This is a genomic window from Haliea atlantica (genome assembly GCF_054779855.1).
Genome location: NZ_BAAGXL010000003.1, coordinates 422,667 through 447,466 on the forward strand (window position 1 = coordinate 422,667; position 24,800 = coordinate 447,466).

At 67.4% G+C, this 24,800-nt stretch carries 23 protein-coding genes; 9 read left to right on the forward strand and 14 right to left on the reverse strand.

Annotated features, from left to right (window positions below; all coding sequences use genetic code 11):
- Positions 1-51: 51 nt before the first annotated feature.
- The 3 genes from ACYVGS_RS01965 to dinB all read left to right on the forward strand — a co-directional run bounded on the left by ACYVGS_RS01965 (position 52) and on the right by dinB (position 5,218).
- Positions 52-2,541, forward strand: a complete 2,490-nt coding sequence (locus tag ACYVGS_RS01965; protein WP_460586949.1) for a TonB-dependent receptor — start codon at positions 52-54, stop codon at positions 2,539-2,541.
- Positions 2,531-3,985, forward strand: coding sequence for an NAD(P)/FAD-dependent oxidoreductase (locus ACYVGS_RS01970; RefSeq protein WP_460586950.1), 1,455 nt, complete (start codon positions 2,531-2,533; stop codon positions 3,983-3,985). Before ACYVGS_RS01965 ends, ACYVGS_RS01970 begins: the two co-directional genes overlap by 11 nt.
- A gap of 81 nt (positions 3,986-4,066) precedes the next feature.
- On the forward strand, positions 4,067-5,218 hold the full coding sequence (gene dinB / locus ACYVGS_RS01975) for a DNA polymerase IV (protein ID WP_460586951.1): 1,152 nt from the start codon (positions 4,067-4,069) through the stop codon (positions 5,216-5,218).
- A 24-nt stretch (positions 5,219-5,242) separates the two neighbouring features.
- Here dinB and ACYVGS_RS01980 read toward each other — a convergent pair whose 3' ends face one another.
- Together ACYVGS_RS01980 and ACYVGS_RS01985 are read right to left on the reverse strand one after the other, a co-directional pair.
- Entirely contained in the window at positions 5,243-6,637 is a 1,395-nt protein-coding gene (locus ACYVGS_RS01980) for a DUF3482 domain-containing protein (RefSeq protein ID WP_460586952.1), read from the reverse strand.
- Complete coding sequence (locus ACYVGS_RS01985; RefSeq protein WP_460586953.1) at positions 6,634-8,043, reverse strand: DUF2868 domain-containing protein; 1,410 nt, start codon at positions 8,041-8,043, stop codon at positions 6,634-6,636. The genes ACYVGS_RS01980 and ACYVGS_RS01985 overlap by 4 nt, the downstream gene beginning before the upstream one ends.
- A 72-nt stretch (positions 8,044-8,115) precedes the next feature.
- Here ACYVGS_RS01985 and ACYVGS_RS01990 point away from each other — a divergent pair, with 72 nt between their 5' ends.
- Positions 8,116-8,991 (forward strand): helix-turn-helix transcriptional regulator, encoded by an 876-nt coding sequence (locus tag ACYVGS_RS01990; protein WP_460586954.1) that lies wholly within the window; start codon positions 8,116-8,118, stop codon positions 8,989-8,991.
- A 26-nt stretch (positions 8,992-9,017) separates the two neighbouring features.
- Positions 9,018-9,596, forward strand: a complete 579-nt coding sequence (locus tag ACYVGS_RS01995) for a hypothetical protein (protein ID WP_460586955.1) — start codon at positions 9,018-9,020, stop codon at positions 9,594-9,596.
- Here the strand turns inward: ACYVGS_RS01995 and ACYVGS_RS02000 are convergent.
- Genes ACYVGS_RS02000 through ACYVGS_RS02010 form a run of 3 tightly spaced genes read right to left on the reverse strand, consistent with a single transcriptional unit; the run spans position 9,568 to position 12,647 of the window.
- Complete coding sequence (locus ACYVGS_RS02000; protein WP_460586956.1) at positions 9,568-10,557, reverse strand: NAD(P)H-quinone oxidoreductase; 990 nt, start codon at positions 10,555-10,557, stop codon at positions 9,568-9,570. The genes ACYVGS_RS01995 and ACYVGS_RS02000 overlap by 29 nt on opposite strands.
- 15 nt (positions 10,558-10,572) lie before the next feature.
- Entirely contained in the window at positions 10,573-11,319 is a 747-nt protein-coding gene (locus tag ACYVGS_RS02005; RefSeq protein WP_460586957.1) for a slipin family protein, read from the reverse strand.
- Positions 11,319-12,647, reverse strand: coding sequence for an NfeD family protein (locus tag ACYVGS_RS02010; protein WP_460586958.1), 1,329 nt, complete (start codon positions 12,645-12,647; stop codon positions 11,319-11,321). The genes ACYVGS_RS02005 and ACYVGS_RS02010 overlap by 1 nt, the downstream gene beginning before the upstream one ends.
- A gap of 91 nt (positions 12,648-12,738) precedes the next feature.
- On the opposite strand from ACYVGS_RS02010, the gene ACYVGS_RS02015 reads away from it, so the two are divergent.
- The 4 genes from ACYVGS_RS02015 to ACYVGS_RS02030 all read left to right on the forward strand — a co-directional run bounded on the left by ACYVGS_RS02015 (position 12,739) and on the right by ACYVGS_RS02030 (position 17,258).
- Positions 12,739-13,314, forward strand: coding sequence for a Tll0287-like domain-containing protein (locus ACYVGS_RS02015; RefSeq protein ID WP_460586959.1), 576 nt, complete (start codon positions 12,739-12,741; stop codon positions 13,312-13,314).
- A complete protein-coding gene (locus ACYVGS_RS02020) occupies positions 13,311-14,279 on the forward strand; it encodes a magnesium transporter CorA family protein (RefSeq protein ID WP_460586960.1) in 969 nt (322 codons plus the stop codon). Before ACYVGS_RS02015 ends, ACYVGS_RS02020 begins: the two co-directional genes overlap by 4 nt.
- Positions 14,280-14,344: 65 nt before the next feature.
- Positions 14,345-15,796 carry a WS/DGAT/MGAT family O-acyltransferase gene (locus tag ACYVGS_RS02025; protein WP_460586961.1) on the forward strand — a complete coding sequence of 484 codons (1,452 nt, stop codon included), beginning with the start codon at positions 14,345-14,347 and terminating at the stop codon, positions 15,794-15,796.
- A gap of 1 nt (position 15,797) precedes the next feature.
- Positions 15,798-17,258 carry a P-loop NTPase family protein gene (locus ACYVGS_RS02030; RefSeq protein WP_460586962.1) on the forward strand — a complete coding sequence of 487 codons (1,461 nt, stop codon included), beginning with the start codon at positions 15,798-15,800 and terminating at the stop codon, positions 17,256-17,258.
- 22 nt (positions 17,259-17,280) lie between these two features.
- Here the strand turns inward: ACYVGS_RS02030 and ACYVGS_RS02035 are convergent, their stop codons facing one another.
- The 9 genes from ACYVGS_RS02035 to ACYVGS_RS02075 are packed head-to-tail and all read right to left on the reverse strand — an operon-like array spanning position 17,281 to position 24,795.
- The gene (locus ACYVGS_RS02035) at positions 17,281-17,994 is read right to left on the reverse strand and encodes a hypothetical protein (protein ID WP_460586963.1); all 714 of its coding nucleotides are present in this window, start codon (positions 17,992-17,994) and stop codon (positions 17,281-17,283) included.
- The gene (locus tag ACYVGS_RS02040; protein ID WP_460586964.1) at positions 17,981-18,775 is read right to left on the reverse strand and encodes an FTR1 family protein; all 795 of its coding nucleotides are present in this window, start codon (positions 18,773-18,775) and stop codon (positions 17,981-17,983) included. Before ACYVGS_RS02040 ends, ACYVGS_RS02035 begins: the two co-directional genes overlap by 14 nt.
- A 2-nt stretch (positions 18,776-18,777) precedes the next feature.
- A complete protein-coding gene (locus tag ACYVGS_RS02045) occupies positions 18,778-19,119 on the reverse strand; it encodes a cupredoxin domain-containing protein (protein WP_460586965.1) in 342 nt (113 codons plus the stop codon).
- Complete coding sequence (locus tag ACYVGS_RS02050; protein ID WP_460586966.1) at positions 19,116-20,438, reverse strand: sensor histidine kinase family protein; 1,323 nt, start codon at positions 20,436-20,438, stop codon at positions 19,116-19,118. Before ACYVGS_RS02050 ends, ACYVGS_RS02045 begins: the two co-directional genes overlap by 4 nt.
- A complete protein-coding gene (locus tag ACYVGS_RS02055; protein WP_460586967.1) occupies positions 20,435-21,094 on the reverse strand; it encodes a response regulator transcription factor family protein in 660 nt (219 codons plus the stop codon). Before ACYVGS_RS02055 ends, ACYVGS_RS02050 begins: the two co-directional genes overlap by 4 nt.
- Before the next feature lie 9 nt (positions 21,095-21,103).
- On the reverse strand, positions 21,104-21,895 hold the full coding sequence (locus tag ACYVGS_RS02060) for an SDR family oxidoreductase (RefSeq protein WP_460586968.1): 792 nt from the start codon (positions 21,893-21,895) through the stop codon (positions 21,104-21,106).
- A complete protein-coding gene (locus ACYVGS_RS02065) occupies positions 21,885-22,592 on the reverse strand; it encodes a TenA family transcriptional regulator (protein WP_460586969.1) in 708 nt (235 codons plus the stop codon). The genes ACYVGS_RS02060 and ACYVGS_RS02065 overlap by 11 nt, the downstream gene beginning before the upstream one ends.
- The gene (locus tag ACYVGS_RS02070) at positions 22,589-24,094 is read right to left on the reverse strand and encodes an acyl-CoA synthetase family protein (protein ID WP_460586970.1); all 1,506 of its coding nucleotides are present in this window, start codon (positions 24,092-24,094) and stop codon (positions 22,589-22,591) included. Before ACYVGS_RS02070 ends, ACYVGS_RS02065 begins: the two co-directional genes overlap by 4 nt.
- A complete protein-coding gene (locus tag ACYVGS_RS02075) occupies positions 24,091-24,795 on the reverse strand; it encodes a thermostable hemolysin (RefSeq protein WP_460586971.1) in 705 nt (234 codons plus the stop codon). Before ACYVGS_RS02075 ends, ACYVGS_RS02070 begins: the two co-directional genes overlap by 4 nt.
- Positions 24,796-24,800 lie beyond the last annotated feature (5 nt).

A 24,800-nucleotide genomic window follows, 5' to 3' on the forward strand; every position in this document is an offset into this window, starting at 1 on the left:
TATGGTCAGATCCTGCCGAACAGACCAACAATCATCACAGGGGACTGCAGCATGAACAGGGGATTTGCCAGAAACACCATCAGCAGCGCCATTGCCATGGCGACGCTTGCCGGTGCCGCATCGGTTGCCGCACAGGGGATTGAAGAGGTCGTGGTGACCGCGCAGAAGCGCCAGGAAAGCAGTCAGGACGTGCCGATTTCCATCACCGCACTGGGGGCGGACACCCTGGAGCAGCGCGGCCTGACCAATTCCGGGGATCTGATTGGCGCGATTCCCGGCGTCGGTGGTTTCGAATCCCCCGGGTCCCGCGGCACTACCGGCCTGACCCTGCGCGGGGTCTCCGGCGGTTCCCCCGCCAACCTCTCGGTGGATCCCGCCGTCGCCATCTACCTCGACGGGGTCTTTGTCGGCAAACAGCTGGGCTCGGCCATGGACGTGGCGGAGCTGGAGCGCATCGAAGTCCTGCGGGGCCCACAGGGTACCCTGTACGGCCGCAACGCCACCGGCGGCGCGGTCAACTTCATCTCGCGCAAGCCGCTGGGCGAGCTCGCGCTGCGCGCCACCGCCGGCGTCGGCAATTACGACTATCGCCACACCAAGGTCAACCTGGACCTGCCAGCCGTGGGTGTCACCGGGGAGGGACTGGGCTACCTTGCGGTCAGTGGTGGCTACCAGTTGCGCCAGCGGGATGGCTTCCAGGACAACCTCAGCCACCCCGGCCGGGACTTCAATGACATGGATCGGGAAGCCTGGCGTATCGCCGTCGCCTGGGAGCCCAGCGAGCGCCTCAGCGTCGACTACAGCTATGACCACAGCGAGCTGGACGAGGTGAATGCCCTGGAGCAGATCGTCGGCTTCACCAGCCTCGACGCCGGTGGCTTCTACGACCGCGTGACCGCCATGCAGGATGTGCTGGCGGGCGCCCGCTACTGGTCGACCCTGCCCGGCAGCGACCCGCGCATTGCGGAGCGCTGGATTCCCTCGCTGGAGCAAAGCATCGACGCCTATCAGCAGGCCATCGCCCAGGGCGAGGGGCGCGCAAAGCAGGGCCGCGCGGACTTCACCCCGATTTCCCGCAATGAAGTCGACGGTCACGCACTGACCATCAGCTGGGATCTGGACAAGATCACACTGAAGTCGATTACCGGCTACCGCGACATGTCCACCTATGTCTTCGGCGACCTCGAGGACATCGACAGCCGCCTGGACGGCGACGGAGTCGGTGCCTACCACGACCTGCTGCACCTGACCCTGGGACAGCTCTACGGCGGGTCCGGCGGTTACGCCTATCCCCTGCTGGACGGTGTCTGGGCCGCGATAGACGACATCGGCGCCTTCCACAGCAAGCAGGATACCTGGAGCGACTACGAGCAGTGGTCCCAGGAGTTGCAACTGATCGGCAGCACCGATGCCCTGGAATACGTCTTCGGCCTGTACTACTTCGACGACGACGCCCGCTACATCAACCCGGGGGTCTACGCTGCCCCCCTGGGCGGTGTCCCCTCGCAAAACTACGCAACCCGCACCGAGGCTCTCGCAGCTTACGGTCAGGGCACCTGGCGCCCCGACGGCTTTGACCAGCGCCTGGCGCTGACCCTCGGCCTGCGCTACACCGAGGAAGACAAGGCAATCGACTACCGCTACGCATCCTACCAGACGCCCTTTGGCCCGGTCCCGGCCCAGGCCGTCAGCCGCGAGGAGAGTTTTGACAATATCAGTGGCAACCTCACCGTGGCCTGGGATCTGACCCCGGATGCCAATCTCTACCTGCGCTACGCTACCGGCTATCGCAGCGGTGGCTTCAACGGCGAGGTCTTCGACAATCCCTACGCAGAGGAGACCATCGAAACCCTGGAGGTCGGCCTGAAGAGCGACTGGTGGGATCGCCGCCTGCGAATCAATGGCTCCCTCTACACCTACACTTGGGATGATGTGCAACTGTCCACCATCCAGCTGCAAGACAGCACGCCGACCACCTCGATCCTGAATGCCGGCGAGGCCGAGCGCTGGGGCGCAGAGGTGGAAATCACCGTCAACCCCATCGCGGACCTTCTGATCGGGCTCAACTATGCCTATATCCACGGCGACTTCGAGGATTACCCGGATGTCTGCGGCTCCGCCGAGCCCCAGGTCTGCCTGCAGGGCGAGCGTTACGCCAAACGCACCTCGGCCCCTGGCAACCAGCTCAACGTCTACCTCGACGCACTCCTGGCGCGAACCGGCGCGGGGAATCTCAGAGCCTACCTGGAGGCCAACTGGCAGGACGAGTGGTACCCCTCTGCCCTGAATGCCGCAGTGATCGACGGCGTGCCGGTCATTCGCGACACGCAGGTCATGGATGCCCGCACGCTGATCAACGCCCGCCTTAGCCTGGAAGAGATTCCCGCAGGGGACGGCACCCTGAACGTGAGCCTGTGGGGCCGGAACCTCAGTGACGACGATCACCCGGTCTACTCGATCAACTTCGGCGAGTTGGGGCCGATCACTGAACAGTACGGCGCACCGCGCACCTATGGCCTGGACATCACCTATGAATACTGAGTCCGGACCGCGGATCAGTCGCCGCAGCTGCCTCAAGGCAGGTGTACTCGGCGCCGCCAGTAGTCCCTTGCTGGTGGGCTGTGGCGGCGATGATCATACGACCTCAGCTCCCGGCGGCGCCGCGTGGCAGGTGCCGACCGAGCGCGAGGCCCAGTTCGAGCAGGGCATGTCTCCGCTCGAGGGCAGCGGCTGGGTACCGGACGTGGCGCGCTACCCGGCGCTCGCGCAATCCATCCAGGCGGATGTCTGTGTGATAGGCGCAGGCCTGGCCGGAAGTTCACTATGCCTGCACCTCACCCGGGCGGGGCTGGATGTGGCTGTGCTCGAGGCGCGCCAGCCCGGCTGGGGCGCCTCCGGGCGCAACGCCGGCCACGTCCTGCCAACCCTGCGGGATCGCAGCGTGTTCCAGCGCTTCCCGGATGGCGGCAAGGCCTTTCTGGCGGCCTTCCGGGAACACCACAGCATCCCCTTCGAGCTGGCCCGGGAGTACGCCATCGACTGCGACGCCACCCGCAGCGGCTACCTGCACGCCACCCACCGGGAAGGCACCTTCGAGGATCTCCGACAGCGCTCGCGTTTCTGGCGGGAACAGCAGGGGCAGCCGGTCGACTTCCTGGGTGCCAACGCGATGCGCGAGATGACCGGGAGTGCCTACTACAGCCACGGCGTGCTCTATCGCGACGGCGGTCGGATCAACCCCTATCTGTTCACCAACGGCATGATTCGCGCGGCGCGCACACGAGGGGCGCGCGTGTTCGGAGACAGTGCGGCGCTGACCTTGCAGGCCGAGGGGCGACGCTGGCGCGTCACCACCGAAACCGGCAGTGTCCTGGCGGACCGAGTGGTCCTGTGTACCAATGCCTACCCGGGTCCGATTGAGCCCCGCGTGACCGACAACTTCTACCCCCTGACCGCCTACGGAATTGCCACGGCACCCCTGCCCGCGGAACTCGCGGCCGAGATCATGCCCGGCGGGGCCACCCTCGCCCAGGAACCGGTTGACTTGCACCCCTTCCTGATCGATGAAAACCGGCGCATTGTGGTCTCCAGCCTGCCCTCCACCGCGCGCCCCGCCGACGGCGACTGGCACTTCGAGCAGCACCTGCGCTGGATTCATCGCACCTGGCCCGCAACCCGCGACGCGGATATTCGCCTGCAGCACTACTGGACCGGGCGGGTCGCCCTGCGCGAGGAGGAGTTTCCGGGCGTGTTCGAGTTGCACCCCGGCGTCTTCGGCCTGATGCACTTCAACGCCTGGGGCAATGTCATGGCGCCGCTGATGGGCAAGCTGCTTGCCGAGGGACTGGCGAGGGAGCGGCTGGATACTCTGCCCTTCCCCTTGACCCGGCCACAGCCGGTGAACAACCCACGCAAGCAGCATCTGATCATCCGCCGCCTGCTAATTCCGGCGGCGCGCATGGCCCAGCGGATCGGCCTGCTCTAGGCTCCGTCGCGCCGAACCGCCGCTGCCTGCAGCAGCTGCCGTATCGGCGGACACGCCAGGTCTCCCCGTGCAGCCGGGCGCTTGCCGGTCGCGAGGCCCCGCAATACCATTCGCAGCATGCCGGAAGAGACCCACGAAGCGCCCCGCAAGATCATCCATATCGACATGGATGCCTTCTTTGCCAGTGTCGAGCAGCGCGACAATCCAGCCCTGCGTGGCAAGCCGATCGCCGTGGGGGGCTCGGCGGAACGCGGGGTGGTCGCCGCCGCCAGCTACGAGGCCCGGGTCTTCGGCGTGCGCTCCGCCATGCCCTCGGTCACCGCCCGCCGCCGCTGCCCGCAGCTGATTTTTGTGCCGCCGCGCTTCGAGGCCTATCGCGCCGTGTCCCGGCAGATCCACGATATTTTCCGGCGCTTTACCAGCGTGATTGAGCCACTCTCACTGGACGAAGCCTATCTGGACGTCAGCGAGGATCTGCAGGGCGTCGGCAGCGCCACCCGCATCGCGCAACGGATCCGCCAGCAGATCCTCGAAGAAACCGGCCTGACCGCCAGCGCGGGGGTCAGCTACAACAAGTTCATCGCCAAGATAGCCTCGGACCAGAACAAGCCCGACGGGCTCTGTGTCGTAAGACCGGAGCAGGGCCCGGCCTTTGTCGCCGGCCTGCCGATTCGTCGCTTCCACGGCGTCGGCCCGCGCACCGCGGAGCGCATGGCCCGTCTGGGTATTCACACCGGGGCCGATCTGCGTGCCCAGCCGCTGGAGCTGTTGCGGGAGCATTTCGGCAAATCGGCGGACTATCTCTACCGCGCCAGCCGCGGCATCGACTTCCGCCCGGTCCGCTCCGAGCGCATCCGCAAGTCGATTGGCGGCGAGCGCACCTACCGCGAGGACTTGCTGTCGGACGAGGCCCTGCGCTCGGCGCTGACAGCGATCATCGACCTGGTGTGGGAGCGTATCGAACGGCAGGCTGCGCGCGGGCGAACGGTCACCCTGAAACTCAAATACAGCGACTTCCGTCAGATTACCCGGGCGCGCTCCCTGGCGGGCGCCATATCGGGTCGCGGGGAATTCGCGCGCCTGGCGGACGAGTTGCTGGAGGGCGTGCTGCCGGTCCCCCGAGGGGTCCGCCTGCTGGGCCTGACCCTGTCGGGACTGGAGGCCCGCACCCCGCTCGACGCAGCACAGAGCGTGGCGGAAGCGCCACCGCGCCAGGCGCACTTCGAATTCTAGCGGGCGGAGCAAGCACCTTGGCCGCTAGCGCCCCTCGCTGCGGGCCAGGATCCAGTCCGCCAGTGCGTGCCGCGCCTCGCCGGCCTTGCGCGGCAGCCGCAGGGCGGCGAACCAGCGCGCCAGCTGCCGGCGATCGCGGTCTTCCACCTCGCCCATCAGCGGCGCGTCCAGCTGCAGGGCACTGCGGTCGGCGTGGGTCCGCGTACACAGGCGCTGCTGGTGCAGCAGTGCGCGCCCCAGCAGCACAAAGGGAAAGTTGGGATTGCGCGAGGGCCCGACGCTGAGCAGCTTGCCACCACTGGGAATGCCCTTGACCCGCAGCTGGGCGATCTCGTCGGCGTAGCGCAAAGCCGCGACACCGCCGGAGGCGGCCCCGAAGGCCCCGCTGACCAGGGTGCCCAGGCCACCGGTCAGGCCCGCGGTAACCGTGTCCAGCACCACCCCGGTGCCGCCCCCCACCACGGCCCCGGCGGAGGCCGCCACCATCGCCAGAGCACGTCGGTCCAGACCCCACAGATACCACTGTTCAATGTTGAACAGTTCCTCCGCCTCCAGGTCCAGGTCGACCTCCTGGCGCTGCAGGCGATGATAGTGGTAGACCTCCTCCACCTGGCGCCGGCAGCGGCGCTCCCGCGCCTGCAGTTCCTGGCGAAAGCGGGCATACAGGGTTTTCTGCACCGGCTCCAGCGGCAGGCCCTCGGGCACCCGCTGGCTGACCTGGAACTCCAGCGCCACGGCAATCCACTCGGCGATCAGCAGGGCAGCCTCGCGGTGCTGGCGACTGCGTTCGGCGCGGAGGATTTCCACCGCCCGCTGCAGGGAAGCCCGCCACTGTTCGTCCAGATGCCCGAACAATTCCAGCAGCTCCAGCTGCTTGGTGACCTCCGCGCGCTGGGCATTGAACAGGCGCACGGTACGGAAATATTGCCCGAGACCCGCGCGCCACTCCTCGGCGAAGTCCTCGTTGTCGATGGGATTGATCAGTGCCAGGCTGGGCCTGCCGGTCCAGCGCAGGATCTCCATCTCCGCTTCGTAGTCCGCCCCGAAAGGTACCGAGCCATCGACCACGTAGATGATGCCCGCGCCTTCGATGATCGGGCGCAGCAGCTCGCATTCGTCGCGGAACTTCGCCTCGCCCTGGTGAGCCTCGACGAAGGCGCGCACGGTCGACGGTCGGCTGGCGGCATCGGTGCCGTGGGCCTGCAGCCACTCGAGGACCGCACGCGCCCGCTGGATGCCCGGTGTATCCACCAGGGTGTAGAGGGTTTCCCCGTCCACCCGCATGGGGAAGGCGCGCGTTTCGCGGGTCGAGCCGGCGCGCGACTCGATCGCCACGGAATCGTCCCGCGCCAGGGTAGCGACAATGCTGGACTTGCCCTTGTTGGGGCGCCCGACCACCGCAAAGACCGGCAGATTCATGCACTCACCACTGGGCTGAGCAACTGCAGATCCACCGCGTGGAAAGGCAGGCCGCGGGCAAACAGACGCCAGTCCTCCACCTTGCGATGCGGAATCGCCTGCCCGGGCAGGGGCGCCAGATAGACGCTGCAACGGGGCACCGGACCCAGCACCTCGAGCAAATCGGCCAGCTCGGCAACCGGCGGCTCCCAGCCCTTGACCACCAGGTGCAGATGCCGGATTTCCTCCACCGGCAGCGAGGCAAGCTGCTGCCGGTCCTGCTCCAGGTCACCCGTGCCGAGGGCCAGGCGGTGCAGGGGTCGCCAGTCGCTCAGTTCCTCGAAGCCCGCGGTACCGGCCGGCCCCAGGGCACCGGCCAGTTCCACCAGCAGGGAGTCCGGCTCGGTGACTGCCGGGGGATCATCCGGCGCCGCTTCCCCGCTTGCCCGGCTCGGCTCCGACGCTGCGCCGGCGGCCTCACCCAGGGTCGTTACCAGGGGGGCCTGCAAGCGCGACAGCAGGCGCTCCACCCCGGGGTAAGCGAGGACCGCCCGGTCCAGCTGCCGCCGATACCAGCGCCGGGAAAGCTCCCACAGCAGCAGCCGCGGCAACAGCGCGTAGCTCAGCAGGCAGAGCATCAGGAAACCCCACCAGCCGCGCATGCTGGCGATCTGCTCGGCGTCGAGGCGGCTGGCGGCGGCGTGATAACGGCTGCTGGCCAGCAGCTCGGGCGAGATGGTGGCGGCGGGCAGAACTGACTGCCAGGGGCTGGCGAGAGCATCCACCACCGTCTGCAGGGTGGACTCACCCAATGCATAGGTGGAGCCCCAGACAAAGCTGTAGTCGGCCAGCAGCGGCAGCAGCAAAAAGGCCAGTGCCGCACCCAACAGGAACAGGGCTCCCAGGGCCTGCCCGTGGCGCAGGAACAGCAAGCGCAGCAGGGGCTGCGCCTCGCGCAGATCGCGCGCATCCGGGGGACTGCGAGCGACCAGCCAGCGACCCGGGTGAACCGGCAGCACCTGTGGCACGCCGCCGCGCCAAAGCCGCCAGAGCACCACGACATTGCCCAGCATCAGCAGCCACTGCAGCACCACGAACAGGGCCAGGAAGACCAGCACATTGACCAGCGCCCGCTCGCTGCCCAGCAGCAGGCCGGCCAGCGCGGAGAAGCCCAGGGCAAAGGCCAGCAAACCCGCCAGCTGCGCTGCCAGTGCGGGCCGCCAGAACCCCCTCTCCTCCGCCGGCGGCGCCACCGCCTCCAGCCAGCCCAGCACCAGGTCGAGACGCCCGCCCGCGGCAGCAGCCGGCGCAAGCCCCGCGCCCACCTGCCGATCGCGGCTCTGCAGCTCCGCCAGTGGCAAATCGCGGTCGCGCTCGACCTGCGCGGCGAGGCGATACAGGTCGCTGAGATCGGGGCGTCGACGCAAGTCGTCCTCCGTGTGTTCGCTGGCATCCGGTCCGTGTACGATACAGGCATTCATCGTGGAACGGGAGGCTGCATGGACGCGCAGGATACGGGGCGCTGGCCGATACGCTGGGACCTGCTGGTTCGCTACCGCTATATCGAGACCATCAGCTTGTGGGAGGGTCGCCTCACCTCGCGACACCTGTGCGACACCTTCGGCATCGGCCGCCAGCAGGCGAGCAAGGATCTCAACCGCTACCTGAAGGAGATCGGCCCCGGCAACCTGTTCTACGACAGCTCCCTCAAGGGCTACCGCCCCACCGCCGAGTTCCGGCCACGGGTGACCGCCGGCCTGGCGGACGAGTATCTCCACCTGATGGCGCGCAACAACGAACTGTCCAATGTCTTCGAGTCACTGGCGCTGAACGTGGCCAATATCGAGGTATTGCAGCTGCCCGTGCGCGACGTGCGGCCCGAGGTCCTGCGCCCCATTGTCCAGGCCGCCCGCGACCGCCAGCGACTGGAGGTCGACTACGTTTCCCTGCACAACCCCGATCGCGAGGGCCGCATCATCGTCCCCCATACCCTGGTGTTCAGCGGCCTGCGCTGGCATGTGCGCGCCTGGTGCGAGAAAAACCAGGACTACCGCGACTTCGTGCTCAGCCGCTTCCGCGATATCCCCGAGCCACTGGGCGACTCACCCCACGGGGTCGAGCAGGATGAGGAGTGGAACACCCGAGTGGAGCTGCGTATTGTCCCGGACCCGCGCCTGCGCCCGGAACAGCGCGCCGTGGTGGCGGCCGACTACGGCATGCAGGACGGCGTCTTGATCATTCCCCTGCGCGCCCGCCTGGTGCCCTACGCCCTGAAACTGCTGCACATCGAGCCCGGCGAACCGCAGTCCGACCCCATGGCCCAGCAGATCGTGGTGGAAAACCGCGACGACCTGGCACCGTGGCTGTTTTCCTGACCCATCGATAAAAAGAGGAGCGCGCCATGTTTTCCCGTCCCCTGCTCATACTCCTGTGCCTGATCCTGCTCGGCGGCAACGTCGCCACCCTGACCTGGAGTGCCGCCACGGCAGGCCTCTCCGGAGTGCTCGGCGCCGCGGGCATCAACACCGTGTACCAGCGCATGCAGTCCCGCCAGCAGGCCCAGGCCCGGCAACTGGCCGCGGTAGAGGCGCGGGAAGCCACCCTGCGCAAGACGGTGCAGGACACCGGCAAGCGCATCCAGAAGCGCACTGTGCGCAGCGCCGCCGCGAATATCGGCTCCCTGCCCGCCGAGGCGATCCCCTACCTCGGCTGGGCGGTGGTGGTGGGCGTCACGGGTTACGAGCTGATGCTGGCCTGCGACAACCTGCGCGACCTGCAGGACCTCTATCGGGAGATGGACGCGGGCGAGGTGGCAGCCCCCGAGGCCATGCAGGCGATTTGCGAGCCGGGGCTGAAGAGTTTCAGTGAGGCCTGGGACCAGGTCCCCGAGAGCCTCGCCGAGGAGTACGCGGAGTTCCAGTCCTGGGCCCTGAACGCGGCCGCCAGCGGGACTATGCCGCCGCTGGCACCTGAAGAATGATCTTGCCGATGTGGCGGCTGCTCTCCATCAGACGGTGGGCCTCGGCCGCTTCCGCCAGCGGGTAGCGCGCCGCCACCACGGGGCGGAAGTGCCCGGCCTCCAGCAGCGGCCAGACCTGCTCCCGCAGGGCCGCGGCCATGGCCCCCTTGGCGGCCGTGGACTGGGGCCGCAGGGTGGAAGCCATCAGGCTGAGCCGCTTCATCAGTACCGGCACGAAGTTCACCGTCACCTCAAAACCCTGTTGAAAGGCGATATTGACGATGCGCCCCTCGACCGCCGCCAGGGCAATATTGCGGTTGACGTAGTCGCCACCCACCATGTCGAGAATCACATCCATGCCCGCGCCCTCGGTAGCCTCCTTGAGCACCTCGACAAAATCTTCCTCGCGGTAATTCACCGCGCGCCGGGCACCCAGGCGCTCACAGGCTGCACACTTCTCCGTGCTGCCCGCCGTGGCATAGACCTCCGCGCCCAGGGCTACCGCCATCTGGATCGCGGTCACACCAATCCCCGAGCTGCCGCCGTGCACCAGCAGGCGTTCCCCGGCGCGCAGGCCAGCCCGATCAAACACATTGGTCCAGACGGTAAAACAGGTTTCCGGAAGGCCGGCGGCGTCCTCGAATGACCAGCCCGCCGGAACCGGCAGGCACTGCGCCGCCGGCGCGCTGACAAACTGGGCATAGCCGCCACCATTGGTCAGGGCACACACCGTGTCACCCACGCGCCAGGAGCTCACGCCTTCACCGAGTGCCTCGATGCGGCCCGCGACTTCCAGGCCGGGCAGGTCAGAGGCACCGGGGGGCGGCGGATAGAGCCCCCGCCGCTGCATGATATCGGGGCGGTTCACCCCGGCGGCGGCTACCGCGATCAATACCTCGCCGGGCCCGGGTACCGGGCGCTCGCGCTCCGCCAGCCGAAGCACCCCGGGATCACCGGGCTCGGCAATTTCTACACACTGCATGGCACGCTCCCTGTGTCAGCTACGCAATTTCTGCAGGATATCCACCGGCAGCGGAAATACGATCGTGGAGTTGTTGTCACCGGCAATTTCCACCAGGGTCTGCAGGTAGCGCAGCTGGATCGCCGAGTCCTCAGTGGCGAGGGTGCGTGCGGCCTCGGCCAGCTTCTCCGCCGCTTCCTGTTCGCCCAGGGCGTGGATGACCTTGGCCCGGCGCTCGCGCTCTGCCTCGGCCTGCTTGGCGATGGCCCGGATCATGGATTCGTTGAGATCCACGTGCTTGATCTCGACATTGGCCACCTTGATCCCCCAGGCTTCTGTCTGCTGATCCAGCAGCGTCTGGATGTCCGCGTTCAGCTTGTCCCGCTCCGCCAGCATGTCGTCCAGCTCGTGCTGGCCGAGGACCGAGCGCAGGGTGGTCTGGGACAGCTGACTGGTCGCCTCCAGGTAGTTCTCCACCTGGATGATGGCTTTCTCCGGGTCCATCACCCGGAAGTAGATCACCGCGTTGACCTGCACCGAGACGTTGTCCCGGGAGATCACGTCCTGGGTCGGCACGTCCATGACTACCGTGCGCAGATCCACCCGCACCATCTGCTGCAGGACCGGAATGATGATGATCAGGCCCGGGCCCTTGACCCGGTAGAAGCGGCCGAGCATGAAGATCACACCGCGCTCGTACTCCCGCAGCACCCGGAACATGGACAGCACCAGGGCCAGGAATAGCAGGAGCAGCACGCCCCCGAAAGTCTCCAGTTCCAACATCAGTTCTCTCCCTGTTTGTCCGCCGGGCTGACCACCGCGACCAGCCCGTCAATGGCTTCCACTTTTACCCTGTCACCCCGGGCCAGGGGGCGCTCGCTGCGCGCCTGCCACAATTCACCGTCCAGCCAGACCCAGCTGCGACCGTTGTCCACCCGCCCGACCGTGGTCAGCTGCCCGAGCAAGTGGTCGATACCGCTGACCACCGCGGCCTTGCGCGCACGCAGCACCATGCCCAGGGCAAACACCAGCAGGCCGGCGCTGAACAGGGCCACCGCGAGAATCATCGGCCAGGCGATGCGATAGCCAGGCAGCTCGCTGTCCATCAGCATCACCGAGCCGAAAACAAAGGCGACAATGCCTCCCAGCCCCAGCACTCCGAAACTCGGGGCGAAGGCCTCGGCCACCATCAGGGCCACCCCGAGGGCCAGCAGGCCCAGGCCGGCATAACTCACCGGCAGCATCTGGAAGGCGTACAGGGCCAGCAGCAGACAGACCGCCCCGGTAATGCCCGGCAGGCCCATGCCGGGGTTGTAGAACTCGAGAATCAGGCCGTAGATGCCCACCATCAGCAGGATATAGGCCACGTTGGGGTTGGTGATGATGGCGAGGAACTCGCTGCGCCAGTCCATCGCCCGGGTCTCCAGGGGCGCCCCCTCGACATCCAGGGTGAGCTGTCGCTCACCCACGGTGACCGCGCGCCCCTGCAACTGCGCCAGCAGGGCCCGGGGGTTGTCCGCCATGAGGTCGATCACGCCTTTTTCCAGGGCCTCCGAGGCCGGCAGACTGGCGCCCTCGCGCACTGCCAGCTCGGCCCAGTCGGCGTTCCTGCCGCGCATCTCCGCCAGGCCACGCAGGTAGGCGACCGCGTCGTTGACCACCTTGCGTTCCATGGCCCCGCCACCCGAGGATTCTTCCTCCTTGCCACCGGGCATCGAGGGCATACCGCCGATCTGCACCGGGGTGGCGGCGCCGAGATTGGTGCCCGGGGCCATGGCGGCGATATGGCTGGCGTAGAGCAGATAGGTCCCCGCGCTGGCGGCACGGGCTCCGCTGGGCCCGACCCAGGTGGCCACGGGCACATCCGCCGCGAGTATCCGCCGGATCATGTCGCGCATCGCGGTATCCAGACCGCCGGGTGTATCCAGCCGCAGGATCACCAGCTGGACGCCCGCTGCTTCGGCCCGATCGAGACTACTTTGCAGGTGTTGCGCGGTGGCGGGACCAATCGCCCCTTCCAGATCGACCAACCACACTGCCTCGGCCGCGCGCGCGGGTGTTGCCAGCGCACTTGCCAACAGCAGCAAACCGAGTAACCATGTTTTTGTCATGCACCGAGTATAGTCCCATGACCCGGGCACCGCGAACTGCGGCAGGCAAGCGGGCATGGACAGGCAAGGGGCAAACCAGGGGAGTGGAAGGATGCATCATTTCGGCACGCTGCTGCTGGCCACGGCACTACTCAGCCACGGCGCACTGGCTGGCGGCAACACCGCAGACAGCACCGCATCAACCCGGACCGAAGAGGCCCGCGCACTGGTGGGCCGCTTCGTCGGCCAGCTGAAACCGCAACTCCAGCAAGCCATGGCGGCGGGCGGCCCCGCCCAGGCGGTCGCGGTCTGTGCCGAGGTGGCGCCGGCGCTGATGGACAGCCTGAGCGCCGAAACGGGCTGGCAGGTGCGCCGAGTGAGCCTGCAAGCGCGCAATGCCGAGCGCGCCGAACCCGATGCCTGGGAGCGCGCGGTGCTGCAGCAGTTCGCCGCACGGCAGGCGGCCGGCACGCCGGCCAGCCAGCTGCAGCAGGCCGCCGTCACCGACGGCCGCTTCCGCTACATGCAGGCCCAGGGTACCGAGGGTCTCTGCCTCGCCTGCCACGGGGAAACCCTCTCCCCCGCGGTGCAGGAAGCCCTCGACACCCACTACCCCGATGACCGCGCCACCGGCTATCAGCTGGGTGAAGTGCGCGGAGCCATCAGCCTGATCGCACCCGCCTCATGATTCGCGCCAAACTGCTTTCCGGTCGCGATCACTCCCAGCTCGGCGGGCAGGAGCTGGTGGCCGAGTGGCGCGCCCACAGCAACGGCTACCTGTGGCTGGACATCCAATCGGAAATCACGCCCGAAATCCGCGAGCTCCTGCTGTCCCTCGGCTGTGGCGAGCTGGCCATCGCCGACTGCTCGCGCAACAGCCACCCGCCCAAGGTGGAGGAGTTCGAACACACCACCTTCATCCTGTTCCGCGGCATGGCCGGCTTCGACGACGACCTGACCCTGCAACCGCAACAGCTGGGCATCTGGGTCGGCCACCGCCTGCTGATCACCGTGCGCCGGGGCCACTCGGTCAGCATCGCCCAGTTCTGGGACAGCCGCGAACATCAACACCTCTTGCAGACACCCCCTATCCTGGTCCTGCGCATGCTGCACTACGCAGCTGGACGCTACCTGGACAGGATCCTCGACTTCGACGACACCCTGGCAGAGCTGGAGGACCGTCTTCCCGACGAGCGCAGCGACCACGCTCTGCGGGAGCTGGTGACTTACCGCTCTCGCCTGCGCAAGTTGCGGCGCATCTTCAATTACCACCAGCGCCTGGCGGAGCAGATTCTCAACGGCGGCACCGCGCACATGGGCACGGGCCGTGACGCCGGCCATCACGCACGGCGGGATTTCTTCGACCGCTGCGAGCGGGTGCACAGCCTGACCAACATGTACTACGAGATCTGCGGCGATCTGGTGGAGAGCCACATTTCCATCAGCTCGCATCGCCTCAACAACACCATGAAAGTGCTCACCATCATCACGGCGATTTTCGTGCCGCTGAGTTTCCTCGCCGGCGTCTACGGCATGAACTTCGAGGTCATGCCCGAGTTGCGCACCCGCTACGGCTATTTCGTGGTGCTCGGGGTGATGCTCACTCTCGCGGCGGGCATGCTGGGCCTGTTCCGGCGCTACCGTTGGCTGTAACACAGGCTTCCCCGGGCATCGCTTAGCGTCTATTGTAGGCGGACCAGTGACAGCCGGGGGAAGCCATGCGCCCCATCAGCCTGCCCGACGCCAGCTTCCTGCTGGTGGAAAAACGCCAGACGCCCATGCACGTCGGCGGACTGCACCTGTACACCTTCCCCCGCGGCGTCAAGCGCCACGAATTCCTGGCTGAGTTGCTCGACCTGCTGCGGACACAGGAGCCCTACCGCCCGCCTTTCGGCGAGTTTGTCGCCACGGGCCGGGCCGGCCCCCTCGGGCCGCTGTACTGGCAGGAAGACGAGCACTTCGACATCGATTATCACGTGCGCCACCTGGGCCTGCCCTGGCCGGGGCGCTACCGGGAGCTGTTCATGCTGGTGTCGCGGCTGCACGGCCAGCTGCTCGACCGCAGCCGTCCGCTGTGGGAGATGCACCTGATCGAAGGCCTGAAGGGACGGCAGTTCGCCCTCTACAGCAAACTGCATCACGCGGCCATCGACGGCGTGTCGGCCATGCACATGACCAACGCCATGTACTCCACCGATCCGGCGGCCCGGGCCAGCCACTCGCCCCTGTCCCTGGAGAACTACGAACGCTACAAAGAGCGCCTGCTGCAACGGCGCTGCGAGTCCGCCCCGAGCCGCCAGGAAGTGCGCAACGTGCTCGGCGCCCTGGCCGAGCATTTCCAGACCGGGGTACACCTGGGCAGTGCCCTGCGCCGCTTTGGCGGCGTCTTCCTCGGCCGCGGCGGCGACCTCTCGGCGCCCTGGTTTCGGATTCCGCACACCTCGATCAACACGCGGGTATCCGGGGCGCGTCGCTTCGTCGCCCAGTCCTATCGCTTGTCCCGTCTGCAGGCGGTGTGCAAGGCCAGCGGTGGCACACTCAATGACGTCATTCTGGCGATGTGCGCGGGAGCCCTGCGCCGCTACCTGATCAGCCGCGACGAATGCCCGACCTGGTCCCTGAAGGCCATGGCGCCGATTTCCCTGCGAGAAACCCACGACCTGGACAGTTCTAACGCGGTCGGTTTCATTACCGCCGACCTGGCTACCGACGAGGCCGATCCCGAGCGGCGCCTGCGCCGTATCCAGGCATCGATGGCCGCCGGCAAGGCGCTGTACCAGTCGCTCACGCCGCGGGAAGCCACCCTGTTCACGGTGCTGACCCAGGCGCCCACGCTGCTCAGCTCGATCCTCGGCCTCGGCGAGCGCTTCCCCGCCTTCAGCACAGTGATTTCCAACGTGCCCGGGCCCCGCGAGCCGCTCTACTGGAACGGGGCCCGTCTCGACGGGATTTACCCGGCCTCGGTCGTTTTCGACGGCTTTGCCCTCAACATCACCCTGGTGAGCTACCGCAATCAGCTGGATTTCGGCATCGTCGCCTGTCGCCGTGCGGTACCCCAGATGCAGCGGCTGATCGACTACCTGGAAGAGGCGCTACAGGAACTCGAGGCCATGGTCGGCAAGGGCCGGCCGCGGCGCAGCACCGGCAAACGCACCAGCAAGGAAGGCTGAAATGTCAGAGAGCCTGTTACTCGGCGGCAATGGCCAGGCCAGCGTCGGCCTGCTGCCGCGCTACGCCAATCGACACGGCCTGATCGCCGGCGCCACCGGCACCGGCAAGACCGTGACCCTGCAGTGCCTGGCGGAGGCTTTCTCCGCGCGCGGCGTGCCGGTCTTTCTCGCCGACATCAAGGGCGACCTCTCCGGGCTCGCACAGGCGGGCACGCCGCACGCGAAGATTGATCAGCGCGTGCAGACCATCGGCATCCCCGACTACCGGCAAAGCGGCTTCCCGGTCGCCTTCTGGGACCTGTTCGGGGAACAGGGCACCCCGGTGCGCAGCACCGTCTCGGAGCTTGGCCCGCAGCTGCTGACCCGGCTGCTCGATCTCAACGAGACCCAGGAAAGCGTCATCACCCTGGTCTTCGAGTTCGCCGACAGCGAGGGCCTGCTACTGGTTGACCTGGCCGACCTGCGCAGCGTCCTCGATTACCTGGCCCTGCACGGCCGTGAGCTGGGCCCCGGTTATGGCGTGTCAAAAGCATCGGTCAATGCCATTCTGCGGCGCCTGCTGATGCTGGAGCGCGAAGGCGGCGACGCCTTCTTCGGTGAACCGGCCCTGGCCCTCGGCGACTTCATGCAACGCGACCGCGAGGGACGCGGCGTGATCAACATCCTCGCCGCCGACCAGCTGATTCGCAGGCCCCGGGTGTATTCGACCTTCCTGCTCTGGCTGCTCGCCGAGCTGTTCGAGGAACTGCCCGAACGGGGGGACCCGGAGCAGCCGGAGCTGGTGTTTTTCTTCGACGAGGCGCACCTGCTGTTTCGCGATGCCCCCAAGGCCCTGCTGGAACAGATCGAACAGGTCGTGCGCCTGATCCGCTCCAAGGGCGTCGGGGTGTACTTTGTCACCCAGAGCCCGGCGGATATTCCGGACAGCGTCCTGGCGCAGCTGGGCAACCGCATCCAGCACGCCCTGCGCGCCTACACCCCGAAAGAGCGCAAGGCGGTGCGGGTAGCGGCGCAGTCCTTCCGCGACAACCCGGCCCTGGACACCGAAACGGTGATCGGCGAGCTCGGCGTTGGCGAAGCCCTGGTCTCGACCCTGCAGGACAAGGGGATACCCGCGCCGGTGGAGCGGGTGCTGATCCGGCCGCCGGCGTCCCGCATGGGCCCCATCACCCCGGCGGAGCGGCAGGCGCTACTCGCCACTGACCACAACCTGCGACGCTACCGCGATGCCGTCGACCCGCGCTCCGCCCACGAGATTCTGGCAGAGCGCACCGCGGCGCGGCAGGCCGCGGAGAAACAGGCGAGCCTCGAGCAGCGCGCGAAGCGCGGCAGTCGCCGCGGCAATCGCCAGAGCGGCGGCGAGGCCTTCGTGAAAAGTCTGCTGCGCAGCCTTGGGTCTGCCGTGGGCGGGCGCCTCGGGCGACAGCTGTTCCGCGGCCTGCTCGGGTCGCTGCTCAAGTAGCCGGCGGCGCGGCCACGGGGGCTCAGAACTCGTATTCCAGCAGGCCGCGCAGGGTATAGTCGGGGGTCGGCGCATCCAGGCCCAGAATCACCCCCATCTCCCAGTGCAGGGACTCGCGGGTACCCAGGCGCGCGCTGCCGAGCAGCACCGGGCCCGCCGCTCGGGTATCCTCGCCCAGGTGCAGTTCAATCGCCGGTTCCAGCCAGCGCGCGTGACGGTAGCGGCCCTGCAGGGCGAGGGAGGTTTCCCACTCGCTGTCGACACCGTTGCCCCATTCGCGGATCAGGCCCAGGTTGGCGGTGGCACTGAAACGCCCGAATTCCCGCTCCAGCAACAGCTTTGCCGCCGCTTCCCAGTCGTCGAACTCCCGTTCGTGTTCGAGCTCAAACAGCAATCCATAGTCCAGGGCGTACTCCCCCTGCTCGCTGAGTTGCCAGAGGAGCTCCAGCTCGCTGGCCGCCAGCCGCAGCGACTCGCCCGCACTGCGCTCGCCAATCAGATAGCCCTCGAGGAACAGGCGATCACTCAGGGCGCGTCCCAGGCCGAGCGCGTGCTCCTGGAGGCGCTCGCGTCCATCCTCGGGGTTCTCCTGGACATGCAGCGCACGCCATTCGAGGTCCCACTCCAGGGGCGTCACGTAGGGGTGATAAACCTTGCCGATGGATACCCCGTCGGCCAGCGCCAGCCCCGAACAGAGTACCCAGAACAGCCCCACCCAGTGTCTACAGTGTGTCATTCGCCCTCCCCCCGATACGGTAGCCCAGCCAGATAGACAGGGCAGCGAGGCCCAGGCTGCCGACATACAGCGCCACCTGAACCGGACCCGGCGTGGCTTCGTAACCCAGTACCGCGAACAGCAACTGTCCGAGAAGGGACTGTTCACTGAGCAGCCAGCTGCTGTCCCAGAGCGGCGGCTGTGCGGGCAGCCAGTCCACCTGCTCCAGTAGCAGCGCCGCCTGCATGACCATGCCGGCGCCAATCACCGCCAACAGGCCCAGGCAAACCGGGAAGGCACGCGCCGGGCGCAGGGCGCGCAGGGCCGACCAGGCCAGCACACCGGCACTGGCGCCGATACCCAGGCCCAGCGCGCTGCCCGCATAAACACCGAGGCGGTATTCATCCACGGCGGAAAACGCACGCACGTAGATCAGGATCTCCGCACTCTCGCGGACCAGCGCCAGGCCCACCGCCGCCGCCATCAACCCGGGCAATACCCGCCCGCACTGCCGCATCCGTCGCGCGGCAATCACGCCGAGCGCCAGCACGGGCATCAGCAGCAAAAACACCGTCATTTGCAGCGCCGCATTCAGGACCTCCTGACCCGCGCCCTCCAGCGCATCCGTGATGCCCTGCATGCCACCGGCATACAGGGCCACCCCGACCGCGGCCAGTAACAGACCCAAGCCCACCCAGCGAGATCGCAGAGCCAGCACCTGCCCGAATACCAGCATGACGCACAGCAGGAACGCCGCCTCGAGAACTTCGCGCAGCACCAGTATCACCGCATCCAGCAACATGCTCAGTCCCCCTCCACGACCAGAATGCGCCCCTGGGCCGTGCGCGGATTGAATTCGCCAAAAAAGGGATAGACCCCCGGGGCGAGCGGGCCGACAAAAATACTCGCGCTGCGCCCCCCCATGATCACTTTCTCGCGATTGAGCTCATAACTCTCGAACTCCTCGGGAGTGGCATCGCGATTGTGCACCCGCAGCTTGACCTTGGTATCGGCGGGAATACGCAATTGCTCGGGGAAAAACAGGTGCCCGCGAATCTCGATCTCGTAGACCGGCGTGGCCGCCAAAGCCTGGGTCGGCAGCAGCGACAGCAGGGCGCCAAGGGCAAACCAGCCTGACCGTCTCATACCTCGTCCCCGCCTGGCGCCGGAAACTCGACAGTGACACCCAGGCCGCTTGCACCCAGTCCCTCCGAGAGTGTGAGGCGGGCGTGATGCAGACGGGTGATGTGCTGCACGATGGTCAGGCCCAGTCCGGCGCCCGTGCTCGCGGCCCCTTCCTGGCCGGCGCTGCGATAAAAGCGCTCCAGCACCCGCTCGCGCTCCGCCGCCGGCACCCCACGCCCGGAATCCGCCACCACCAGGCGCGCGCCGCCTCCGTCGACCGCCTCCACCGCGACCTGGACCTCGCCGCCGCGGGGCGTGTATTTGCCGGCATTGTCCAGCAGGTTGCGCAACAGAATGTCCAGCATCGCCGGGTCGCCCAGTACCTGCGTCGGCTTGCCGGCGAGCGAAAGACTCTGCTGACGCGCGGCAAAAGCCGGCCACAGGTCGGCCGTCACCTGGCGGGCCAGCGCGTGCAGGTCCAGACCCTGGAAATTCGCCTGGATCAGGTCCGGCTGGGTGCGGCTGAGATCGAGAATCTGCTCGACCAGATGCTGCATGCGCTCCACGCCGGCATTGGCGTGCCTCAGCGCCTCGCTGTCTGCTGGCAGCTCCTGTGCCAGATTGTGCAAGTGCACCTTGAGCACACTGATGGGGGTGCGCAGCTCGTGGGCGGCGTGGGCAGCGAACTGCTGCTCCCGCTGCAAGGCACCGGCCAGGCGCAGCAACAGCGCGTTGGTCGCCGCCACCAGCGGCGCCAACTCCACCGGTGGCGCGGATATCGACAGGGGAGACAGGTCGTCGCTGGCCTTGCGGTTGATGGCCGCCGAGAGCTGACGCAGGGGCGCCAGCCCCCAGCCCACCACGACCCAGATCAGCCCCGCCGCCACCGGCAACCACAGCAGCAGGGGAACCACTGCCTCCAGTACCACCTGCTCGGCGATCAGGTGGCGCAGATCGGCGCGCTCGCCGACCATCAACCAGCGGCCGCGGCTGTCCTCCTCGGTGAGGGTGCGCCAGCGGTAGCCGGCGAAATTGTGGTAATCCAGCCCGGGGGCAAAGGCCGCCACGGGCTCCGCCGGCGCCCCCGGCGACTGCAGCTGCAGGTGTCCCTCCGCCCAGACCTGGAAGACAATCTCGCCCGAGCCCTCGGCGGCGACTCCTCCCGCCCCGGGTACCGCGGCGGTGCTCCGCAGTATTTCCATGGCATAACGCAATTGGGTATCCAGCAGCTGCTCGGCCCGGGCCATGCTCGCGCGGTAGCCGTTGAGTGCCGCGAGAAAGGACACCAGGGTAAACGCGGCCACCAGCATCAGTACCAGGGTACGGCGGATGGACGTCATGGTGCTGCCAGGGTATAGCCGATACCGCGCACGGTGCGTATCAGATTCTCGGGAAGCTTCCTGCGCAAGTGATGGACATGTACCTCGAGGGCATTGCTGCTCACCTCCTCTCCCCAGCTGTAAAGCTTGCCCTCCAGGGCCTCCCGGGTCAGCACCCGCCCGGCACTTTCCATCAGCGCCTTGAGCAGCATGTACTCGCGGCGGGGCAATTCCAGCGGAGCGCCATCCACCGTCACCTGGTGGGAGGCGACATCGAGCTGTACCGGACCTACGGTGATCTGTGCGCTCGGCGCACCGGACAAGCGACGGCCCAGGGCGCGCAGACGCGCCGCCAGCTCCTGCATGTCGAAGGGCTTGGCCAGGTAGTCGTCGGCGCCCAGGTCCAGGCCGGCGACCTTGTCGTCAGCGCGACCGCGAGCGGTGAGTATCAGCACCGGCAGTTGTGCGGCCTGGCGCCGAATGCCCGCCAGCACCTGCAGGCCGTCCATGTCCGGCAGCCCGAGGTCGAGCACCACCATGTCCGGACACTCCGCGCGCACGGCGGCCAGGGCCTGGCTACCGGTGGCGACCGGGTTGACCACATAACCCTCACGGGCCAGGGCGGCTTGCAGGCCGGCAGCCAGGGAGGGGTCGTCTTCTATCAACAGCAGGCGCATGCCGCGAGTTTACCCCCGGCCCTGGACCGCAGCCAGCGCATGCCGGCGAATCACCGGCAACTGCCGGTACAGGGCCCGGTCCACCAGGCCGGGCAAAAAGGCATTCACGCGGGCGAAGAAACGCTCGGGACGCCCCATCAACAGTTCGGGACGCGGGCGATGGACCAGCTGCATGAGCGCCTCGGCGACCGCTTCCGGGGTGTCCGTGGCGGTACCCAGCTCGCGGTTCATTGCCGTGACTTCCGCGCAGTTCATTTCGGTATGGGTTGCCCGCGGAGCCAGGTAGGACACGACCACCCCACTACCCGACAGTTCGCGGCCCAGGGCCTGGGAAAAACCGCGCAGGCCGAACTTGCCCGCACTATAGGCGCAAAAACCCGGATAACCAATCTGGCCAAAGGCCGATCCGACGTTGATGATCTGGCCGCGGCGGCGCTGGATCAAAGGCAGCAGTTGCCGGGTCAGCAGAATCGGTGCCACCAGGTTGATCTCCAGCTGTTGCGCCAGGCGCTCGGGCGCCTGGTCAGCAAACAGGGCGAAGTCATTGACGCCGGCGTTGTTGACCAGCAGGTCCAGCGTCCCTTCACAGGCCGCCAGGATCAAAGCCCGGCCCTCCGCAGTGGCAATATCTGCAGTGACCACGCGGTGCGTATCCCCGGCGAGTTCGGTGAGCACCGCCTCGAGACGCTCGCGATGGCGGCCCACCAGCAGCAGCTCTGCCCCGGCCGCGGCCAGCGCCAGACTGATGGCCCGACCGATACCGCCAGAGGCACCGGTCACCAGAACACGTTTACCCGACATGAACATGTTGCAGCTCCTCTTCACAGGGCAGGAAGGCCGCGGCCTGGCTGGCCTCGACACTGTCGAATACGCCGGCATAGAGACGGTAGAAGGCCCCGGCGCAGTGGGTCACCGCAGTCCGGTCCGCCTCGCGGTCCAGCCGGTTCATCAAGCCGGCGAAGAAGTCCACGTGGCCGACGTCCAGGGCACCGTGGGATCGCAGGTAGCTGAAGGCACGATTGGGCAGGCCGGTATTTGCCTGTATGGCATCGGCGGCCCGCGAGGCCACACTCACGGAGGTCCCTTCCAGCACGTGCACCATGCCGAAGAATCCGACCGGGTTGCCGCGATCAATGACGTGGTAGGCATAGGCCACCATCATCTCGGTGGCGAAATTCGGCCGGCAGTTGCGCACACGCTCGGCGTCGTAGCCACAGGCGGCGATGTCGTTGAGCACCCACTCCTGGTGTCCCAGCTCTTCTTCGACATATTCCGCCAGCGCCTCGCGCAACCACTCCTGTTCCGGCCCCAGGCGCGAGCCGGCGGCCATCAACAGCGGCACGGTGTGGCGCACGTGGTGGTAGGCCTGGACCAGAAAGGCCACGTAGCGCTCGCTGGTGAGCTGCCCGCCGAGCGCCTCCTGGACCAGTGAGGTCTGCATCAGGGCCTCGCGACCGGCGGCCGTCCGTTGTGCAAGTTTCTGGTAAAAACCGCTCATGCAGTCATCTCCTCGGTGGGTAAATACAGACGTTCAATCAAGCTGCGATAGGTCTCCGCAAAGCGGTCCCGACGCAGGCGGCCATTGCCGGTGAGCAGCCCGCTCTGGGCCGATAGCGGCTGCGGCAGGCGGGCCCAGCGGCGCACCCGCGCGTAATCGGGCAGGCGGGCATTCACGCGTGCAATGTGGGCATCCAGTTCGGCATCACTGAGCCGCGCATCCGCGGGCCAGACCAGGGCCACGCAATGGGGACGCGCATCCCCCAGGACCACTGCCTGCATCAGGCCGCCGCCGGCAAGCAGTTCACTCTCCACCCACTCGGGGCTGATATTGCGGCCAAAGCTGCTGATCAGCAGGTGTTTGCGGCGCCCGGCGATGCGCACAAACCCCTCCGCATCCAGTTCGGCGATATCCCCCGTGCGCACGGGACAGTGTGGCGGGTGGGGCGATTCACCGAGGTAAGCGAGAAAGGTGTTGCCCGCCACCACCAGCTCGCCGTCTTCCACCGACACCTCTACATGCGGCAAAGGACGACCACTGCTGCCCGGCCGATCCGCGGCGGGGGTATTCAGACTGACCACCGAGGCGCATTCGGAGAGGCCGTAGCCCTCGTAGACCGGCAGGCCGCGATCGCGGATGCGTTGCAGCAGTGCCGGTGCCACCCGCGCCCCACCGACAGCCACAAAGCGCAGGGAAAGCGGTGGCCGCCAACCCGCTGCCAGGGCACGGTCCAGGCCCTGAAGCCACTCGGGAACCAGAATCAGTGTCTCGGGCTGCCAGCGCTCCAGGGCCCACAGGAAGCCCGGCAGGTGGACGCCGGAACTGCCGCTCAGCCCGAGGTCCGCCGGATCGGGCAGGATCACCACGCCGCCGGCGAGCAGGGTACGGTAGAGACCGGCAATGTTTTCCAGCAGCACCGCCAGGGGCAGCAAAGACAGATGACGGGCGCCGGGACAGTCCACCGCGTCCACCAGAGAAGCCACCACCGCCAGGCACTGCGCATTGGACAGGCAGACGCCCTTGGGCTGGCCGGTCGAGCCCGAGGTAAAGGTAATCTTGCCGGTGGCCGAAGGCAGCGGCGAGCGCTCGCATGCCGGTAACTCGAGAGCCACCAACTGGCGCAGACCCGACGCTTGCTGGATGGTCTGTGAGGGCCCCGCCAGCATCTCGGCGGCCTCGGGCCCCAGCAGGAGACAGTCGACGCCACTGGCGGTCAGCGCGTATTCGCGCTGCTCGGCACTGAAAAAGGTCGGCAGCCCTACCAGGCAGATGTCCGCCCGCAGGCAGGCCAGGTCGGCGAGCACCCAGTCGATGCCATTGTCCGCCCACAGCCCCAGGCGCTCGACACCGTGGTCGCGCAACCACTCGGCCAGCTCGCCGCTGCGCGACCAGAGCGCCCCAGCGCTCAGGGTCTCCGCACCACTGACCACACTGTCCATCTGCGGCTGACTGACAGCGCGCGCAGCCAGGCACGACAACAGTTGCTCCACACCCGCGGTCACTGGCGCACCTCACTCAGGACGCTCGCCAGGCCGGCAATGGCGCTGTCGTAGTGGGCAAGCAGCGCCGGCACGCCCTGCCGCTGCCGGGCCTGGCGGTCGGTCAGCGCCATATCGCCCAGCATGACCACCGGATTGCCATCGTAGTAGCGCCCCCACTCCCCCGCCCGGGATCCCAGGCGCCCGGCATCGGCGGGCCCAACAACCAGCGGGGTAAAGCCGCTGCGCAGGATCGACAAGCGCACTGCGCGGTTGGCGGCAAACAGCAGGTAGCGCACACCGGCGCGATGGGCCGCCTGGGTTGCCAGCAGATACAGCAAGGCACCGCGCCCCGCCGAGCTGGCAGCCAGATTGCCCAGCTCCATGATATCGGCCCGCTCGCAGACCTGCCCGTGCAAGCGCGCCGGCACCGCCAGCAGGGGCTCGTCGAGGTACTGTTCACAGAAAAGCCGCTCCCGGGCGGCGGCGCGAAGCCCCAGCACCGCCTCCGGCACAGCGTCAGCCTGAGGCTGCAGGCTGCACAGCCAGGGCAGGAAGCGGGTGACATGCGCCCCCCAGGCCCGCTCGAAAACACTCGCCACAAAACCTTCCTCGATACAGCGGTCAGCTGCAGCGGGCCCCTTTATCATCAAGGAGGGAAGCGCCGGCTGAACATGCTGCGGCGGCGCGGGAGAGACCTGTGGAGACACGGCTGACATCGACATCGCTG